The 18,621-nt window shown below is 36.3% G+C and carries 16 protein-coding genes and 1 pseudogene; 4 read left to right on the top strand and 13 right to left on the bottom strand.

Features of this window, described 5'->3' with window-relative positions; genetic code table 11:
• Positions 1 to 1,092 (bottom strand): annotated as a pseudogene (locus ACY651_RS03820) (transcription-repair coupling factor); the annotation flags it as partial.
• Between the two features lie 203 nt (positions 1,093 to 1,295).
• Between ACY651_RS03820 and ACY651_RS03815 the strand changes: the two are divergent.
• From ACY651_RS03815 to ACY651_RS03805, 3 genes are all read left to right on the top strand, one after another.
• Positions 1,296 to 2,033 (top strand): ferredoxin--NADP reductase, encoded by a 738-nt coding sequence (locus tag ACY651_RS03815; RefSeq protein ID WP_462249872.1) that lies wholly within the window; start codon positions 1,296 to 1,298, stop codon positions 2,031 to 2,033.
• A gap of 148 nt (positions 2,034 to 2,181) precedes the next feature.
• Positions 2,182 to 2,628, top strand: coding sequence for a DUF1569 domain-containing protein (locus ACY651_RS03810; RefSeq protein ID WP_462249870.1), 447 nt, complete (start codon positions 2,182 to 2,184; stop codon positions 2,626 to 2,628).
• A 28-nt stretch (positions 2,629 to 2,656) separates the two neighbouring features.
• The gene (locus ACY651_RS03805; RefSeq protein ID WP_462249868.1) at positions 2,657 to 4,576 is read left to right on the top strand and encodes a DUF3857 domain-containing protein; all 1,920 of its coding nucleotides are present in this window, start codon (positions 2,657 to 2,659) and stop codon (positions 4,574 to 4,576) included.
• 2 nt (positions 4,577 to 4,578) lie between these two features.
• Here the strand turns inward: ACY651_RS03805 and ACY651_RS03800 are convergent, their stop codons facing one another.
• The 12 genes from ACY651_RS03800 to ACY651_RS03745 form a co-directional block, all read right to left on the bottom strand.
• Positions 4,579 to 5,226, bottom strand: a complete 648-nt coding sequence (locus tag ACY651_RS03800; protein ID WP_462249866.1) for a response regulator — start codon at positions 5,224 to 5,226, stop codon at positions 4,579 to 4,581.
• A 60-nt stretch (positions 5,227 to 5,286) separates the two neighbouring features.
• On the bottom strand, positions 5,287 to 6,069 hold the full coding sequence (locus tag ACY651_RS03795; protein WP_462249864.1) for a hypothetical protein: 783 nt from the start codon (positions 6,067 to 6,069) through the stop codon (positions 5,287 to 5,289).
• Positions 6,070 to 6,351: 282 nt separating this feature from the next.
• Entirely contained in the window at positions 6,352 to 6,879 is a 528-nt protein-coding gene (locus ACY651_RS03790; RefSeq protein ID WP_462249862.1) for a hypothetical protein, read from the bottom strand.
• A 169-nt stretch (positions 6,880 to 7,048) separates the two neighbouring features.
• A complete protein-coding gene (locus ACY651_RS03785) occupies positions 7,049 to 8,917 on the bottom strand; it encodes an ATP-binding protein (RefSeq protein WP_462249860.1) in 1,869 nt (622 codons plus the stop codon).
• A gap of 107 nt (positions 8,918 to 9,024) precedes the next feature.
• Positions 9,025 to 9,318, bottom strand: coding sequence for a Fic family protein (locus ACY651_RS03780; RefSeq protein WP_462249874.1), 294 nt, complete (start codon positions 9,316 to 9,318; stop codon positions 9,025 to 9,027).
• 226 nt (positions 9,319 to 9,544) lie between these two features.
• Positions 9,545 to 9,901, bottom strand: coding sequence for a DUF6717 family protein (locus tag ACY651_RS03775; RefSeq protein WP_462249858.1), 357 nt, complete (start codon positions 9,899 to 9,901; stop codon positions 9,545 to 9,547).
• A gap of 109 nt (positions 9,902 to 10,010) precedes the next feature.
• Entirely contained in the window at positions 10,011 to 11,471 is a 1,461-nt protein-coding gene (locus ACY651_RS03770; protein WP_462249856.1) for a glycine--tRNA ligase, read from the bottom strand.
• A gap of 302 nt (positions 11,472 to 11,773) precedes the next feature.
• Entirely contained in the window at positions 11,774 to 12,565 is a 792-nt protein-coding gene (locus tag ACY651_RS03765; RefSeq protein ID WP_462249854.1) for an AAA family ATPase, read from the bottom strand.
• A 151-nt stretch (positions 12,566 to 12,716) separates the two neighbouring features.
• Positions 12,717 to 13,694 (bottom strand): YihY/virulence factor BrkB family protein, encoded by a 978-nt coding sequence (locus tag ACY651_RS03760; RefSeq protein ID WP_462249852.1) that lies wholly within the window; start codon positions 13,692 to 13,694, stop codon positions 12,717 to 12,719.
• A gap of 4 nt (positions 13,695 to 13,698) precedes the next feature.
• Complete coding sequence (locus ACY651_RS03755; protein WP_462249850.1) at positions 13,699 to 14,034, bottom strand: nucleotide pyrophosphohydrolase; 336 nt, start codon at positions 14,032 to 14,034, stop codon at positions 13,699 to 13,701.
• 66 nt (positions 14,035 to 14,100) lie between these two features.
• Positions 14,101 to 14,553 carry a D-aminoacyl-tRNA deacylase gene (dtd, locus tag ACY651_RS03750; protein WP_462249848.1) on the bottom strand — a complete coding sequence of 151 codons (453 nt, stop codon included), beginning with the start codon at positions 14,551 to 14,553 and terminating at the stop codon, positions 14,101 to 14,103.
• Between the two features lie 2 nt (positions 14,554 to 14,555).
• A complete protein-coding gene (locus ACY651_RS03745) occupies positions 14,556 to 15,446 on the bottom strand; it encodes an RDD family protein (RefSeq protein WP_462249846.1) in 891 nt (296 codons plus the stop codon).
• Between the two features lie 344 nt (positions 15,447 to 15,790).
• On the opposite strand from ACY651_RS03745, the gene ACY651_RS03740 reads away from it, so the two are divergent.
• A partial coding sequence (locus tag ACY651_RS03740) for a vitamin B12-dependent ribonucleotide reductase (protein ID WP_462249844.1) occupies positions 15,791 to 18,621 on the top strand: 2,831 nt, incomplete at its 3' end.

The following is an 18,621-nucleotide window of genomic DNA, read 5'->3' as shown; positions in this document are numbered from 1 at the left end:
TTCAAACTGCCTGTTAAAAGCAGGCTGCTCTTTTATTGAATATTGAATATTGATTATTGATTGTTGATTATTTTTCTGGAAATAAGCTTTGCTTCCAAATTCAATAATATGCCTGAATTGAATTTGTTCTTCAATACTATCAGCACTTACAAAATCATTTACTGTAAAATCTTTTCTGGTTAAGTTGTCTTCCGTTTCTTCAATGGTAGTTTTTATTACAACCTCCGCATTCCAAATACCAAACGATTCTTCTTCCTGTACAATTTTTTCTTTAATAAAATTCCAGTCCTCACTCCATACTACTGCATTCTCCGGTAAAAATTCTAAAAAAGAAATTTTTTCACCGGTTTCATTCTGTAAAATATCTACATTAGGGATAATGTTTACCTGCAATAATTTTCTTTCGCTCAATTGTGTTTCGGGATGAAAAATTCTTATACTGTCAACCTCGTTACCAAACAATTCTATACGATAAGGTTTTTCGTTACCAAAAGAATAGATATCAAGAATGCCACCACGTACTGCAAACTGCCCCGGCTCATAAACAAAATCGGTTCTTTCAAAACCATAATCTACAAACTTTCCTAAAATGCGGTTTACATCCAGTGTATCGCTTTGCTTTATAGAAATAATATTATCGGAAAGTGTTTTTGATAATACCACTTTTTCAAATAAAGCTTCAGGATAAGTGATAATGATATTTTTATTATTGCCTCCAGCTAATCTTGTCAGCGCTTCGGTACGCAGCATAACATGGCTGGAGTTAAGCAGGCTGTAATTTTTTTTATTTTTAAAAGAAGAAGGAAAATAAAAAAGGTTTAAAGCACCGGTTAAATTTTCTAAGGTGTTATGAAAATAAGCGGCTTCTTCCGCATCTCTTAAAATAATTAAATGATTGAGCTGGCTGGCAGAAGGATGATTAAAAACTGATGTTATTATAAATTGCGATGCACTGCCCTGAAGGCCGGATAAGTGAATTCGCTGCGGTTTAGACAATGTGATGCCATCCACTATTTTAAAACAGCGGGGGTCATTTGCATAATCTTTCAACAACACTTCCAAATTCATTGCGGCTGCAAATATAAGGTACATTTTTTTAGGAGGCTGCCTCAAAAAATACCCAGCAATTGTCATATTGAGTGTATCGAAATATTACAATCGCTGGCAAACAAATCTGTAACCATTTCGATAAACTCAATGTGACAGATTTGTTTGCTTTTGAGACAGTCTCCTAAAAAAATGTGATAGTTGTGTAAGAAAATATTTTTTGTATCTTTCTAACCAAAACTAATAAAATGGCTATAGAACCCTGGCGCACAGCAAAAGTTATTAAAATTGAAAATGAAACTATTAACACCAGAAGATTTTGGTTACAGGTACCCGAACTGGAAAGCTTCGATTTTAAACCCGGCCAGTTTGTAACACTGGATTTGCCCATACATGAAAAAACAAATAAGCGCTGGCGCAGTTATTCCATTGCCAGCTGGCCCGATGGCAGCAATGTGTTTGAACTGGTAATTGTTTATATGGAAGATGGCGCAGGCACTTCTTATTTATTTGATAAAATTGAAGTGGGTAGTGAAATAACTTTTCGTGGCCCCGTTGGCGTTTTCACCTTGCCCGAAGTGTTAGATACCGATTACTATTTAATTTGTACCGGAACCGGCATCGCACCTTTTAGAAGTATGCTGCAACATATTTCACTGCATAATTTGCCGCATAAAAATGTGTATTTAATTTTCGGTACCCGAACAAAAGAAAATTTATTGTATTACGAGGAATTAAAAAACCTGGCAGCAATTAATCCCGGCCTGCATTATATTCCTGTTTTATCAAGAGAAGATTGGGATGGTGTAAAAGGGTATGTACACCAGGTGTATAAAAATTTGATTGAAGAAAAAAAGCAAGGCGATGCATTACCTCCTGCACATTTTTATTTATGCGGCTGGAAGAATATGATTGACGAAGCCAAAAAAACAATTACTGAAATGGGTTACGACAGAAAAGCCATTCACCAGGAATTGTATGGATAAAATAAAATTTATGAAACAAATACAATATTAAAAAAAGCAAAGAACTTTTATAGAACTGCTTATGTTAAACAGGCCGATGTTTATATTGGGTGTATGCATTAAAAATTTGCCGCTATAATTTTAATAACCTTTAATACTAAAAATTATTATGGAAGTAAAAAATTTATTTGATGCCTCTACAAAACAAGATATTATCAACCGCATAAATAAATTAACACCGCAAAGCCCGGCACAATGGGGTAAAATGAATGTGGCACAAATGCTGGCACACTGCCAGATGCCATTGGGTGTTGCAACAGGCAAGCATAAATTAAAAAGCAATTTTTTATTAAGTCTGTTAGGCCCATTTTTTAAAAATAAATTATTTAATGAAGAACCATTTAAGCGTAACTTACCCACCGATAAATCTTTTATTATTGTTAATCCACAGGAGTTTGAAAAAGAAAAACAAAATTTAATTGATATGATCAATAGTTTTTCTGCAGCCAGCATGAGTGGAGAAAAGCACCCGTTTTTTGGAAGACTAACTAATGAAGAATGGAGTAAAGGCACGTGGAAACATTTAGACCATCATTTAATTCAGTTTGGAGTGTAATATTTTTTTTACCCTGATAATTTGTACAATGAAAAACAACCTGCTTTTAGTATTAGTTATTTTGATTGCTCCTTTTATTTCTTTTGCACAGGAGCCTAATAACTACGGCAATTTAAGCGCCGAAGAAATAGATTTAAAAGAATGCGCTTTTGATAAAGATGCCTCAGCAGTTATATTATTAAATGAAGCTGTATCTGATCATGATGACGAAGAACGTCTTATTACTTATCATCATGTGCGTATAAAAATTTTAAAAGAAAAGGGTTTTGATGTTGCCAATGTTACCCTGCAGTTTTACCGTAAAGATGATTTTGAATTTATTGACTTGCTGGAAGCAATGGTAACTAACATCACTGCTTCCGGAGAAGTGGTTACCGAAAATCTTACTAAAAAATCTTTTTACAAACAAAACTTAGATGAACGCACCGGTTCAATAACTTTTGCTTTCCCTAATATTAAAGTGGGTAGTATTATAGAATATAAGTACCGAAGTTTTATGAAACACTATGGAGGACTTGGTGACTGGGATTTTCAAAAAAGATTACCTGTAATAAAAAGTAAATATACCCTTACCATTTTACCGAGGGCAGAATTTGCCTACCGCATTAATAAACGGGAAGATTTACCTGTTATGGTAAAGTTAGAAAAACAAACCGGAAGGGTATTTTTTGAAATGAATAATATACCTTCTCTAACCACAGAACCTTATATGGATTCGAGAGAAGACTATTTGCAAAAAGTAATTTTTCAATTAAGCGGTATAAACCAGGGATATGGCAAAAAAAATTACATGACATCGTGGGAAGAAGTAGTACGTGAAATGCTGATAGAAAAATCTTTTGGTAGCCAGTTAGGAAAAAATATTCCAGGTACAGGTTCATTTATTGAAGAAATGAAAAAGCTTTTATCAGAAGAAGATAAAATGAAAGCGGTATATAATTATGTTAGAAACAATATGAGCTGGAACGGTTTTTACAGTAAGTATGCAGGCGATGGTGTTAAAGACCCCTGGGAAAAAAAGAAAGGCACCAGCGGCGAAATAAATTTAATATTAGTAAACCTTTTAAAAGATGCCGGTCTTGATGCTTATCCAACTTTAGTTAGCGAAAGGTTTCATGGCAAAGTAAATATTGAGTATCCTTTTGTAGATCAGTTCAATTCGGTATTTGCCTGTGTAATTATAAAAGGGAAAAAATATTATTTAGATGCAACAGATAAAAATACTCCGCCACATATAATACCTAAAGACATTCTCAATACCACCGCTCTTATTGTAAATAAAAAAAGTGGCGGCCTGGTTACCATTACCAACGATTCCTTACAGTACAGCGATTATATAAATGCACAAATGAATGTAGATGATAAAGGGATTTTTTCCGGAGAAGTATATGTAAAGAACAGCGGTTACTCCCGTATTGAAAAAATTGAAGATTATAAAGATGAAGGCAAAGAAAAATATATTGAAAGTTATTTTAAAAAAGAAGGTCTGGAAATTAAAGAGTTTGAATTTTTAAATCAAACCAACGATTCGCTGCCGGCAGAACAAAAATTTAAATTCAGCACCAACCTTTCGGGCAGCGGCGATTATTTATATGTACCCCTGAATCTTTTTTTTGGTTTTGAAAGCAATCCGTTTATAAGCGATAACCGTTTTAGCAATATAAATTTTGGTTATAAAAGAACGGTGAGCACCTATGCCAGTATTATACTGCCCAAAAATTATGTGCCGGATGAATTACCCAAATCGGTAAAAATGCGTACCCCTGATAATGATATTGTATTCACCCGTACGGTGGAGTATGATAAAGAAAATAATTCGGCAGTTTGTTTGTTTGTATTTGAGTTTAAAAAAAGTTTATACACCGTAGATGAATACCCCATGCTGCAGGAAGTGTATAAAAAAATGTTTGATTTTTTAAAAGAGCCGCTGGTGCTGAAGAAGAAGTAGGCTTACACAATCTTCTCTTTCATTGCTTTAATAACTGCTTCGGCTATTGAAGCCACGTGCAATTTTTCGTAAATATTTTTTACATGGCTTCGTACGGTTTCGTAACTGATAAATAAATGTTCGGCAATCATTTTATGAGCCAGCCCATTTACAATACAAGCCAGCACTTCTTTTTCTCTTGCTGTAAGATGATAATCCGGGGCAGCTTCGGGTTTTACATGTTCTGGTATCTGCTGCATTTTAGTTAATACTTTTCTTGCAATTGACGGGCTCATAGGGGAGCCGCCGTATTGCAATTCTTTTATTGCATCAATTAATTTTAAGTTTAATTGATTTTTTAAAATATAACCGGAAGCACCTGCACAAATAGAATCAAACACCCGGTCATCATCTTCAAAAACTGTTTGCATCAGTATCAATACTTCTGGAAATTCTTTTTTAATAATTTTTACAGCTTCAATTCCTGTCATACCCGGCATTTCAATATCCATCAGCACTACATCGGGTTTGCAATCTTTTATATCATCCATACAATCCAGTACATGAGTAAAAGAACCGGTTACTTCAAATTCTTTTACGGTTTTTAAAAGCATACCAATGCTTTCACGAATATTTTTATTATCATCAAATATGGCAATGCGTAAACTCATGTGATAAAATTTATAAAAAGCCCATGCGTTGCTTTTATTTCTTTGTTAAGATAAGAAAAATTATTCCGAAATAAAATGACCACTTATATAGCCATTGCTGCTTACTCCTAATGCAATCAAATCTTGTGCGCCTGGATAACGCAGCAGGTTAAAGCCGGTAATAAAGGTAAATGTTGTGTTGGCCTCTAAGTGAATATTAAAATGAAATTTTGCTGTGTAGTTATAGGCGTTGGTGCTGTTGCTGGTTTCACTGCCGCCAGTTTTATCCATTGGGTCTTCAATTAAAAGTATATCAAGATTAGGAGCAGTTGCCTGATTGGCTGAAAAAAATAATGTGGCTCTTGGCAGCATATTTACGCTAAGTACACTTGTTGTAAAGTAACGGATCACACCTTCAAAATGATACAGGCCGGTTCTGTTTGCAATAACAAAATTATTTACAAGCCCCGGGTTGCTTATTGTAAAATAAGTTCCTGTTTCGTTGGTGCTTCCAAAATCTAATGAATCTTCCTGTGAAGTCAGGTTTGCAGCGCCATCCACAATAAATCCACCACGACCAGTAAAACCGCCAGTTGTTCTTGCATTATTGGTAAGGATAATCCAAAACCTGCCGCCACCCGAGTATGCCACACTTTCCCAGGTTGGTGCAACACCTGCACCATTGCTGGTTAACACCTGCCCGTTTGTGCTGGATGTACCGCCGGGCATAATGGCGCCGCTTACTTTTAAATTGCCCACCACATCTAATTTTTGTGCCGGAGTTGTTGTGCCAATGCCTACATTTTGTGCAGTAACATTTAGGTAAAAAATAAAAGTAACGATAATCAGTACAGTCTTTTTCATACAAAAAATTTTAAAATGCTAAATTAATTGCAACAAAAAAACTGTGCAATCACCGAATGTGGTGAGATTGGATTTGTTAAAAAAATCTGCCGTTAAAAATAACAATAAATATTTTTCACTGAAAAAGATAAAAAATCCCGTTTCGTTTTGGCGAAACGGGATGCTATTGCTGTTAACTATTCATCTATTTTTATCCAATATGTAATAGAACATCCGCTGTAGTTACTGTAACAGCATATAATTTTTTTGCAGTAAAAATGGTTAACTTAAGAAAAAAAAACTTCAATAAGTTATAGTTCCTTCGCCGGTAATGCTAAATACCGGACCTCCTTCTGCGGCAACATTAACAGTGCCATTAATTGGAAAAGATCCCGTTGCACCTGTAAATCTTCCGGTACCGCCTGTAATTGTCCACAACCCGGTAATAGGCGCCGTGGTACCTCCATTTACTATTACATTATTCAAATCAATTGCATCATCACCGGTATAAGTTATCTTATCGCCATTTGCCGCAACTATCTGCCCTCCGGTTTTTGTAGTAAGTATAAAACCAGAACTTAAATTACAGAAACCATCTTGGCCCATACTGGTATTTGGGTTAATGGTGCCTAAATGTGTAACAGTACCCTCTAGAAAATAACCGCTGTTAGCAATTGCAAAAGGAACCCCCGGCAAAGTACATGTTAAATTTGGCGATGCCAGATTTACAGAAGAACTAAAATTCACCTTAATAGGAACGCTGTTTTTTTTGTCTTTTTTGCATGCACTGAAAAGCAAAATGGTGAGGGCAAAAATTGTAATCTTTTTCATAATTTGTTTTGTTTAATGTTTAAAAATTCAGGAGGCAAAAGTAACAGCGGCAGCAATGTTATACAATCACCGATAGTGGTGATTTAGGGAATTGTACGGGAGCACTGAGAAGAATTATAAGGGCTATGAAACAGGGTATTGCATAACTTATGCAAAAATTTAAGGAAAGTTAATTAACCCAAAATTGAAGTGTAACAGCAGTGCCTTTGCCGGGATGGCTGAGGATGTTTAGTTGGGCATTCAGTTCCGCAGCCCTTGCATGCATATTACTTAAACCGTTACCCGAAAGTGATTTAGAATAACCGGTCATTTCATTTTCGGGATTAAAACCTACACCATTATCTTTTACCTGCAGTAACAGTTTGTGCTCAGCTAAATTAATTTTGGCCGATAATTCAGAAGCGCCGGAATATTTAATGGCATTGTTCACCGCTTCTTTAAATATTAAATAAAAATTTTTTCTTTTCTCCATATCCAATTGTAATAAAAGAATAGATTTATCATACTGCAAATCAAAATGAATATTTCTTGCAGCAGTCAGGGGTTTTGCAAAAGACTCCATACGCTGAATAATTTTTTCCATATCATCGTTCAGGGGATTAATAGCCCAAACAATATCATTCATCTCGGCTACCATTTGGTTGGAGGTACCACTTATTTTTTCTAAAAGTTCATTTAAATCGTTTGCTTCATTTTTTTCGCCATGAATTTTTGCCACCTGGCTGTAAACAGAAATGCTGCTGAGTGTCGAGCCTAAGCTATCATGCAGGTCCTGACTGATACGCAGCCTGTCGTTCAATTTATTTTCCTCTGCTTCTAACTGCAGTTGCCTGGCTTTAAGATTTTGTATGTGTAAAATATTTTTTTCGTTTTGCAGTTCAAAATAATGCAGGCCCATGCCCAGCGAAAAACATAAGCTTTCAAATAAAACCCCCAGCATATACCAGCTTGCATTATCAATATCTACAAACCAGGTGTTAGTAAATCCTCCTTTGCCCTTTATATAAATCATTATTATTGCCATTAGCATTAACAGCATATTACCCACCAAAATATACCATCGCCCCGGGGTTTTAATTTTAAAAATAATATTGTAAAAAAGAAACAGCTGAAATAAAAGCCCCAGCAAACGTACCACAGCCCTCATATAAAATAAAGGTTGCCACTGCGGTTCTATTAAATAAATAATAAAGAATGACACAGCATAAAGCAAAAAAAATAAAGACAGTAAATTAAATATACTGGTAAGGCGTTTGCTTATTTCTTTTATTTTAAGCCACCCTATTAAAAATTGAATGTAAATGGCCTGTCCCAAAAAAACGATCAGTTCGGTTACATACTCATCCCAGTTTATATGCGAAATAAACAGGCTGCCTATTGAGGTGTACACATCAAAAAGAATAATACCGTAAAGCCCCTGAAAAAAAAGAAAAGCAGCATACAGGCCAAATAACTTATACCGGCTCTTGTAATACAAAAAAAGAAAAAGAAAAAAACCAAAGCATATAGCTCCGGTAAAAAAATACGTAATGATATTATTGGTGTACAGCGCTTTTTCTATTGGCTTTTTATTTGCAAAATAAGCAGCAGGCGTAAGCAATGCAGAGCTGGTACCACTTTGGTTGTAACTGTTACTTTTCCATTGTACAAAACAATTATAAGAAGTGTTTGCAGCCAGTAATAATTTTTGCGCCGGATAATACACATTCTCGTATGCTATTTTGCCAAAATATTTTCTGCCGCTAATTTGGTGTACAGCAGCTTTGCTACTGTTTACAGGTGTGGCGGTAAAACTATACCAGTCGCAATAGCCTTCGGTATAATAAATTAAAGTATCGGTATTAAAATTATTGGTAAGGGTAAAAGAAATTGAAATAGTATCGAAAAGAGAGAAGTTATTGTTTTTTGATGCAATATTAAAAATAGAAATTTCATTTTTTAAAAACAATTCGGATAGTTTTATTTCTTTGGCCGGCTGTTGTGCATACAGCAAAGCCTTAAAAATAAGAACGGCGCAGGTAAATATTAATTTCTTCATTGCAGGTTTGTACTGCTAATGTAGTAAATTTTTAAAAAGGGCTTAACAATATCCATCAAGCGGTGCGGAACAATACACTATTAAAAAACAGGTTGAGTTTTACCCTATTAAAATACAAAAGAATACCCTTTACCTTTTCCGTCGCCTTTTTCTGCCTGCTCAAACTTTTCAATTTCGTGTTGCAGGTATTTGGCGTATTGGGCAAACATAAATTTTCTGAAGATAGTAATGTCTTCTTCTTTTCTTGTTTGTTGTAAAGCTTCAAAGTAAGCGGCCTTATCTTCTTTAAAAACTATACTGAGTGGTAAATTAAAAATCAGTTGCAGGTAATTCATCAGCAAACGGCTGGTTCGGCCATTGCCATCATAAAACGGATGAATAGTTACCAAATCAAAATGTATAAAAAAATGTTTGATTTTTCAAAATAACTGGTGGTACTGAAGAAGAAGTAATTTTTTAAATAATCTTTTCTTTTTCTGTCATAAATTCCCTCAATGAAAAAAACAATGATAAACTATACAGTATTATAAAAGCAAAAAAGGAAAGATAAAACCCGAATAATTGTAAAGAAAAATATTTACAGAGAGTAATTGCTCCAAAATTATTCTTAATCATTAACTATCATAATCACGACTTTTCTCTTTTTACAAAAATCTGCAGTGGTATATCACCAAATACAAATTCTGTAACTTGGCATAACCACATAGTTCGATTAATTTCTTTTCCTTCGTATTTTTGCATTAAGTAATAACCACCACCAATATACGGATCACATTTTTCAATCAAAGTAATAAGGTCAGCTCCATCGAATTGTTCTTTATCAATGCACAAAATAACTAAATCACAATTTTCAGCCATCATGTCAAGCATTTTATCTGCACCATCTACCATTTGCAAATCACCAATACTTCCTCCTTGTTCAATAAATTCAGGAAGGTCGATATACCAATCTGCTCCCGTCTTTATAAATTTATAAGGTTTCATCAGTCTTATTATAACCAGCTAAAATTATTTTTTTATCAATTATTATAAAGTAAAAATAACTGATAAGTCTTGCAAATTTATTGAAGCAACTCATTAATCAAACCCCTATCTACCCAATCTTCTCCATCACCAATTCCTTCAAATCTTTAATCGCAATCCTTTCCTGCACCATCGTATCCCTGTACCTTATCGTAACCGTATTATCTTCTTTAGTTTGATGATCTATCGTTACACAAAACGGTGTACCAATCGCATCCATGCGGCGGTAGCGTTTACCAATGGCATCTTTCTCTTCGTAAAAACACATAAAATGGTTTTTGCAATCATTCATCAGTTCCTTTGCAATTTCGGGCAAGCCATCTTTTTTTACCAAAGGCAGAATGGCCAATTTTGTAGGAGCGATCTTTGCAGGAATACGCAACACCACACGGCTGTCTTCACTGCCATCTTCTTTGGTCCATTTTTCTTCGGCGTAAGCCAGACTCATAATGGTTAAAAATAAACGGTCGAGGCCAACAGAAGTTTCCACCACAAAAGGCGTGTAGTTGCCGTAAGGTTTACCATCTTCTTTTAAATCGTTATCAAAATACTGTATTTTCTTTTTGCTAAAAGTTTGGTGCTGCGTTAAATCATAATCGGTACGGCTGTGTATGCCTTCCAGTTCTTTCCAGCCAAACGGAAATTCAAATTCAATATCCATAGCTGCATCTGCATAATGCGCTAATTTAACATGATCATGAAAACGTAATTTTTCTGCAGGTATGCCTAAACTCTCATGCCATTTTTTTCTTTCTGCCGACCAAAAGTTGTACCATTCCATTTGTGTGCCGGGGCGAACAAAGAATTGCATTTCCATTTGTTCAAATTCCCTCATGCGGAAAATAAATTGCCTGGCTACAATTTCATTTCTAAAAGCTTTGCCGGTTTGTGCAATACCAAAAGGTATTTTCATACGGCCGGTTTTTTGCACATTTAAAAAGTTTACAAAAATACCCTGTGCCGTTTCGGGGCGTAAATAAATGGTATCACTTTCTTCGGCTACGCTGCCTATTTGGGTGCTGAACATTAAATTAAATTCACGAACATCTGTCCAGTTACAGGTTTTGCTGATGGCGCATTTAATATTATTGTCTTCAATTAATTTTTTTATGCCGGCATAATCGGTTGCTGCTAAAAGTTCATCCATCTTTTTCAGTAATGCAAATTCTTCTTCTTTTTTTCCTTCAACGGCTAAAGCTTCTGCATGTGCTTCAATCAAATGATCCACCCGGTATCTTTTGTTGCTGTCTTTATTATCAATCATCGGGTCGCTAAAATTATCTACGTGTCCGCTCGCCTTCCATGTAGTGGGGTGCATAAAAATTTCGGCATCAATGCCCACAATATTATCATGCAGCTGCGTCATACTCTTCCACCAGTAATCACGAATGTTCTTTTTTAACTGTGCACCATTTTGTCCGTAGTCGTACACCGCCGCCAGGCCATCATAAATTTCGCTGCTCTGAAAAATATAACCATACTCTTTACAATGGGCAATCAATGCCGCAAAATTGTTTGTTTCGTTTGCCATAACTGCAAATATAAACATTGCACAGCGGTCAATAAAATTAGCTTCGCAATTTTATCCGCAGGATGCTTTGCATTGGCCGGGCAAAAACAGCAGCAATGTTCAGCTGCATTGGCGTCGCACTCGTGTACAGTAAATAACTATTCAACTTTTACCAAAGCGTAGATTGAAAATTTAAATACTCTTTGCTAACCCCGACGGCGGCTCCTTAGCCCCGTCGGCGGTTATAGCAGCGTCCGCTTTTTATTTTCGCCAACCGCCGTCAGGCCTGCCTGCCGGTAGGCAGGGTTTAGCATTCCGCTATTTTACAAATGCCTCAAATAATACTCCGGGTTGTCCAAAAAAGTTTTAGTAATACGGTAGTGGTCGGTTTCTTTAAAGTCAACTTTCTGCATGGCATCTTCCTGAATTTCGTAAAGCTGTGCATTGGGAATACCCATTAAAATAGGAGAGTGTGTAGCAATAATAAATTGAGCATTTTTATTTTTTACTATTTCTAAAATTAAAGATATAAGCGATAATTGTTTTAATGGCGAAAGTGCAGCTTCAGGCTCATCCAGCAAAAAAATCCCTTTATCACCAATTCGGGTTTGCAGTATTTTAAGGTATGCTTCTCCATGCGAAAATGCCTGCATATTTTCTCCATAATTTTTTCGCATTTCACGTAAATTAAAATTCATATTCTCACTCATTTTATTGATGATGCTGTCATCCACCACACCTTTTAATTCACTTAAGTCGCCGGCAATTTTATTTCTTTCCTGTTCTACTCCATTTATAAAGTCGCTGAAATCTTCTGCCCTGAAAAAGAAACCCCTGCTGGTTTCTCTTTTCCAGTGGAGGTGTAAATAAGGTTGTAATAATTCTGCGGCTTCAAAACCCATTCTGTTATTGGCTTTAATAAAGCCACCAATAAGTGGCAGATTAATTTTGTAAGCCAGTGCTTCCAGTAAAGTAGATTTGCCACTGCCATTATCACCCACAAAAATATTTATGTTGCTTAATATAATATCTTTTGCAAACTGTACAGCAGGTACATTAAAGGGAAAAGGATTTTGTTTGCTGGTGTTGATGGAAAATGATTGAATGAAGGGCATGAGAAATTTTTAACAGAATAATTTATGCAATACCGGGGTGTATAGAAAATAAGTATTCAATAAACAGTATAATACAAATGTGTTTTCATTGAACATTGTATGTTGAACATTGAATATTTCTTTATCAAAAAAAAATATATTAAAAACCACCTCACACCACCGGCGGCACATCAGGTGTTTTAATCACCGCCTTTTGTTCGGGTTGCTCCTGGATAGAGTTCACAGATTCCACTTCAATTTCCTGTACCCACACCGCATAATTGGTGGGATAAATTCTGGAGCCGGTGTGCAATGCAAATACATGCGTAAAAACAGCACCAAAATATAAGATCATTGCGGAATAATATACCCACAGCAGCATTACAATAACAGAACCTGCAGTGCCATAAGTAGAAGACAATTTACTATGCCCTAAATAATAACCAATTAAAAATTTACCGATCATAAAAAGTGCAGCAGTGGTAAAGGCACCGGCCCTAACATGTTTCCATTTTATACGGGCATCGGGCAGCACTTTAAAAATCATAGCAAATAATAATGCAGTAATACCAAAAGTAATCAGGAGATTTACCACATAAACCATTATCACTGTCAGCTCCGGAAACATATTGGTAAGGCGGTTAATCAGTGCATCCATCAAACCGTTTATTAATAAAGACACCAGTAATAAAAAACCTAGGCTTACCACAATAGAAAATGAAAGCAGGCGGTTGATGACCATCTTTAAAAAACCTTTTCCTTTACGTGGTTTGGCTTTTAACTTCCAGATATGATTGATAGAATCCTGAATTTCGCTGAATACACTGGTGGCACCAATTAATAAAGTAATCACACCAACAATGGTGGCAAAATTGCTGCTGCCAGATAAGGCAGCACCACGAATGGTTTCCTGTATTTGTACCGCCGCATCGCTGCCCACAAAGCCGGCAATCTGGTGATAGAGTGTACCTTCAATGGCCTCACGGCCATAAAAAATATCACTTACAGCAATTACAATTATCAGCATAGCAGGTAGCGAAAAAATGGTATAGAAAGCTAATGCCGCACTTAACTTTAAAACTTTATTATCAATAAAATCATTAAAGGATTGTTTTAGCATTACCCATATATCTTTTACCGAAAATTTCATGCTGTCATTGTAGTTTGTTGTTATTCAAATGCCTTTCGCTGTCTCTTAAATTTTTCTTTTCAAAATTTTTATGTAAGGCTGCTGTTAAATCTACACCTGTTTGGTTGGCCAAACAAATTAATACCCACAAAACATCTGCCATCTCATCACTCAGTTCTTTGCCTTTATCGCTTTCTTTAAAAGATTGCTCACCATATTGCCTTACCATCAATCGGCTTAACTCACCAACTTCTTCCATTAATATGCCAAGATTGGTTAGCTCACTAAAATATTTTACACCAAAAGTTTTTATCCATTCGTCAACTTTGGTTTGTGCTTCCAGTAAAGTAATATCATTCATAAATTATTTTTTAATACAAATTCATCTTCTTAATAATCTTCTCCATGTCCTCTCCCTTCAGGGGGATTAGAGGGGGCTTTTTGTATCCATCCAAATCGTCACAGGCCCATCATTCAGCAGTTCCACTTTCATATCTGCTCCAAACTCTCCAGTAAATATTTTTTTACCCAAATCTTTTTCTAACTGTACAATCATTTTTTCATACAATGGTATGGCAATATTTGGTTTACTTGCTTTTATGTAAGAAGGACGGTTACCTTTTTTTGTTGCCGCATGCAATGTAAACTGGCTTACCAATAAAATATCGCCACCATTATCTTTTACAGAAATGTTGGGCACTTTGTTCGTATCATCAAAAATGCGGAGGTTTACAATTTTATTGCTCAGCCATTCAATGTCATCATTATTGTCTGCATCTTCTATGCCAACAAAAACCAGTAAACCATTTTTAATGGCCGATTTAATTTTGCCATCAATGGTTACGCTTGCATGGATTACTCTTTGTATTACGGCTCTCATTATTATGCGTTTTGCATTTCTGCATCAAAAGTAATTTCATCCATTCCCGAATCTTCCTGGTTTACACTTTCAACTACATAAGTATTGGTAAGTGTATCGTGCCAGCCTCTTGAACCGGCACGAAAAAAACTAAATGGTTCAAATGGGATAATGCGGCTAAAAGTTCTTCCTAAAATTTGTGCAAAACCGGGGCGCTGCCCTTGCTCATTTACAATAGTGGTGCCGGTGGCACATTTGCCTGCGGTAGTATTAAAAATACCTTCTAAAATGATGTAATAAAGAATTAAAAAAGGAATTTGGATTATGAGAATAATTTCAGGCTGAAAATCATCGCCCCAGCCCGAAGAAATATTTATAGATTCCAGGTTTATCAGGAGTATGTATATTATCATCACCCCATCTACCAGCCGGTTAACAAAACGCTGCCCTGCGCTTGCCGGAAAAAACTGTGCGGTACTTTCAGCGCCATAAGTTATAAAAGAAAGCTTGGCAGTTTTATTAAAAGATAATTTTCTTAAACCAATAATACTGGCGAAGAGTAATGCTGCGTTTATTACACAACCCACATAAAACGTCCAGTTTAATTGTGCAGGCTGATTTAATGGCCCGTAAGTTTTTGTAAAAAATTGTATGTACCAAAAGGCCAAAAAAGGGAACGACATAATTTCCATACACATAATTACCCTTAATAAATTACTGCGTTTAAATTGCGAAGAAATAAAAATAACTAATCCTGCTATGCCTAAAAATATGGGTACATACCGTATAAAAAATGTAAACTGAAAACCAAAACTGCTAAATTCTATCAGCGATCTGAAAAACCAAAACAGGTTATAACCGTAGGTAACTGCAAACACTGCAGCAACAATCGTGTATATTCTTTTCTGATCCATGTAAATTAATTTTGCTCAAAGAAAAAGCTAAATTGGTGAAGTAAAGAAACATTTTAAAAATAAAACCTTTGATATCAAAAAAACTACTTTGCATTTTCAGGCAATTCTTAAAAACACCCTAAAATCAACCCATTGAAATTTTGCTGAAAATTCCAAGATTTTAAACAAACATTTTTATAAAAAGATGGGGAAAAGTAAGCAAACGCAATACAGTATTGGGTCTGTCAAATTATCCACCAATTTTGTCCACAAGTGTTAATATTAAAAAGTTTGTTTGTTCGGCTGTAACAAATATTTTCGTTGGCTTAACAATTACTTAACCCACCAATCAAGCACTTGTATATATGTCAACGAAGAAACAAACCACAAAAGCGCTGCAGTTCAGCCGGCAGTTTACCAAGGAGGATGTTAGCCCATTCGATATGTTCGAATATGATTACCGTACATCTGTAATTAAAAATCCTACAGGCGAAGTTGTATTTCAAATGGATAATGTAGAAGTACCGAAACAGTGGAGCCAGATTGCTACAGATATTCTTGCTCAAAAGTATTTTAGAAAAGCAGGCGTACCACAAGCTGATGGAACAACCGGAAGAGAAACAACCGTTAAACAGGTGGCCCACCGCATGGCACATTGCTGGCGTGTATGGGGCGAAAGATATAATTATTTTGCAACCCCCAAGGATGCAGAAGTGTTTTACGATGAATTGGTGTATTCTATTTTAAACCAGGCCTGCGTACCTAACAGTCCGCAATGGTTTAACACAGGCTTACACGAAGTGTATGGCATAACCGGCAAACCACAGGGACATTATTATGTAGATGCTGTTGACGGGCAATTAAAAAAATCGGCTAACGCTTACGAACGGCCGCAACCGCATGCCTGTTTTATTTTAAGTGTAAATGACGATTTAGTTAACGAAGGTGGCATCATGGATCTTTGGGTACGTGAAGCAAGAATTTTTAAATATGGCAGTGGTGTGGGTACCAACTTTAGCAGCATTCGTGGCGAAGGTGAAAAATTAAGCGGCGGTGGCACATCAAGCGGCTTAATGAGTTTTTTAAAAATTGGCGACAGGGCAGCAGGTGCCATTAAAAGTGGTGGCACTACAAGAAGAGCAGCTAAAATGGTTTGTTTGGATTTAGACCATCCGGAAATTGTAGAATTTGTAACCTGGAAAACAAAAGAAGAAGATAAAGTGGCAGCGTTAATTGCTGCAGGTTATTCTAACGATTACGAAGGCGAAGCTTACAGAACTGTTAGCGGACAAAACAGTAACAACTCTGTACGTATCCCCAATTCTTTCTTTAAAGTTTTAGATGAAGATGGAGATTGGGAATTAAAAGGCAGAAGCGATGGCCGTGTGATGAGAAAAATAAAAGCACAAGAATTATGGGAAAAAATTAATTATGCTGCATGGCGTTGTGCTGACCCCGGTACGCAATATGATACTACTATTAATGAGTGGCATACCTGCCCCGAAGGCGGACCGATAAGAGCAAGTAACCCCTGCAGTGAATATATGTTTTTAGATAATACTGCCTGTAACTTAGCCAGCGTTAATTTGCGCCAGTTTTTTGAAGAGAGCACCAATACATTTGATGTAGCAGGTTTCGAACACACTTGTCGTTTATGGACAGTAGTTTTAGAAGTGTCTGTTTTAATGGCGCAGTTTCCAAGTAAAGAAGTAGCACAATTAAGTTACGATTACAGAACATTAGGTTTGGGTTTTGCAAACTTAGGCAGTATGTTAATGGTAAGCGGTATTCCTTATGATAGTGAAGAAGCAAGGGGTATTGCAGGAGCCATCACCGCAATCATGACGGGTGTTGCTTATTCAACCTCTGCAGAATTAGCCAGCTTCCTTGGTGCATTTGATAAGTACGAAGAAAATAAAACACACATGTTACGTGTAATGCGTAACCACCGTGCCGCTGCGTATGATGCACAGGATGCTTACGAAGGCATTGAAATAAAACCACAGGGGATAAACGCAAAATATTGCCCTGATTATTTATTGAAAGCTGCAACAAAAGCATGGGATGATGCAGTGCAAATGGGAGAGAAGTACGGCTACCGCAATGCACAAACCACTGTAATTGCACCAACAGGTACCATCGGTTTGGTAATGGATTGTGATACTACCGGCGTTGAACCTGATTTTGCTTTAGTGAAATTTAAAAAATTAAGTGGCGGCGGTTATTTTAAAATCATCAATCAAAGTGTACCTGCCGCATTGCGTAATTTAAAATATAACGAAACCGAAATTGAAGAGATTGTAAATTATGCAAAAGGCCATGCTTCATTAAACAACTCACCTTTCATCAATAAAAAAACATTGATGGAAAAAGGCTTTACTGCTGAGGATGTAGAAAAAGTAAATAAAGTGTTAGGCGCAGCTTTTGAAATTGGCTTTGTATTTAATGTATATACTTTAGGCGAAGATTGTTTCCAGCGCCTTGGTTTTAAACCGGAGCAGTACAACGATTTTGGCTGGAGTTTATTAGAAGCCTTAGGATTTACTGATGAAGAAATTGATATTGCAAATATTTACATCTGCGGTACAATGACTGTAGAAGGTGCGCCTTATTTAAAAGACGAACATCTTTCTGTTTTTGATTGCGCTAACAAATGCGGACAAATTGGGCAACGTTATATTCATGCACACGGCCACATACGCATGATGGGTGCAGCGCAACCTTTCCTTAGCGGGGCCATTTCTAAAACCATCAACCTGCCTAACGAAGCTACGCAGGCAGAAATTGCTGATGCATACCGCATGAGTTGGGAGCTGGGTTTAAAAGCGTGTGCGTTATACCGTGATGGCAGTAAATTATCACAGCCACTTAGCAATAAATCTGATAAGAAGAAAAAATTAGACGAAACCATCAGTGAAGAAAATGCAGCATCATTGGCAGCAGATATTTCTACTATGGTTGATATGGGTAAATTAACCATTGATGATTTGCTGGATGAAATGAACAAACGTGTACAAAGCAGTGCCGACACAACATTAAAACGTCAGCTGGCAATGATTGTTGAACGCAGGGCACTACCGGCTAAGCGCAGGGGCTTTACACAAAAAGCAAAAATAAATGGGCAGGCTTTGTTCCTCCGCACCGGCGAATACAATGATGGTACTTTAGGAGAAATTTTTATCGACATGGCAAAAGA

The organism is Ferruginibacter sp., from assembly GCF_031391665.1.
Classification (GTDB): domain Bacteria; phylum Bacteroidota; class Bacteroidia; order Chitinophagales; family Chitinophagaceae; genus Ferruginibacter.
The sequence above is the reverse complement of the archived record's forward strand: the minus strand, read 5'-3'. Positions and strand labels throughout refer to the sequence as shown.